Genomic DNA, 1185 nt, shown 5'->3' on the forward strand with positions numbered 1-1185 from the left:
AAGGAAAAGTTCACGCGTACGAAGCCGCACGTCAACGTAGGTACCATCGGTCACGTTGACCACGGCAAGACCACGCTGACCGCAGCGATCACCACCATTCTGTCCAAGAAGTTCGGTGGCGAAGCCAAAGACTACTCCCAGATTGACAGCGCGCCGGAAGAAAAGGCTCGCGGTATCACGATCAACACTGCACACGTTGAATACGAAACCGCAACCCGCCACTACGCGCACGTTGACTGCCCGGGTCACGCTGACTACGTGAAGAACATGATTACCGGTGCTGCCCAGATGGACGGTGCGATCCTGGTTTGCTCGGCCGCTGACGGTCCGATGCCGCAAACCCGCGAGCACATCCTGCTGGCCCGCCAGGTTGGCGTTCCGTACATCCTCGTGTTCCTGAACAAGTGCGACATGGTTGATGACGCCGAGCTGCTGGAACTGGTTGAAATGGAAGTGCGTGACCTGCTGTCCAAGTACGACTTCCCGGGTGACGACACCCCGATCATCCATGGCTCCGCCATGCTGGCCCTGAACGGCGACCAGTCCGAAATCGGCGAACCGGCGATCTTCCGTCTGGCCGACGCACTGGACAGCTACATTCCGGAACCGGAACGTGCCATCGACGGTACTTTCCTGATGCCGGTGGAAGACGTGTTCTCGATCTCCGGCCGCGGTACTGTTGTGACCGGTCGTGTTGAGCGCGGTATCATCAAGGTTGGCGAAGAACTGGAAATCGTGGGTATCGTTCCGACCGTCAAGACCACTTGTACCGGCGTGGAAATGTTCCGCAAGCTGCTGGACCAAGGTCAGGCTGGCGACAACATCGGCGCGCTGCTGCGTGGTACGAAGCGTGAAGACGTTCAGCGTGGTCAGGTTCTGGCCAAGCCGGGCTCCATCACCCCGCACACCAAGTTCACCGCTGAGATCTACGTTCTGTCCAAGGACGAAGGTGGTCGTCACACCCCGTTCTTCAGCAACTATCGCCCGCAGTTCTACTTCCGTACGACGGACGTGACTGGCGCGATCAGCCTGCCGGAAGGTACCGAAATGGTGATGCCGGGCGACAATGTGACCATCACTGTTGCCCTGATCGCCCCGATCGCCATGGAACAAGGTCTGCGCTTCGCCATCCGTGAAGGTGGCCGTACTGTTGGCGCCGGCGTTGTTGCCAAGATCGTTGAGTAA

Annotated in this window: 1 protein-coding gene; it reads left to right on the forward strand. The window is 59.1% G+C overall.

Going from position 1 to position 1185, the window contains the following annotated elements:
* Positions 1 to 1185 (forward strand): elongation factor Tu (gene tuf, locus IEX57_RS21055; protein ID WP_188707278.1); only part of this gene is annotated, 1185 nt, incomplete at its 5' end.

Origin of the sequence: Silvimonas iriomotensis (assembly GCF_014645535.1) — a bacterium.
GTDB lineage: Bacteria > Pseudomonadota > Gammaproteobacteria > Burkholderiales > Chitinibacteraceae > Silvimonas > Silvimonas iriomotensis.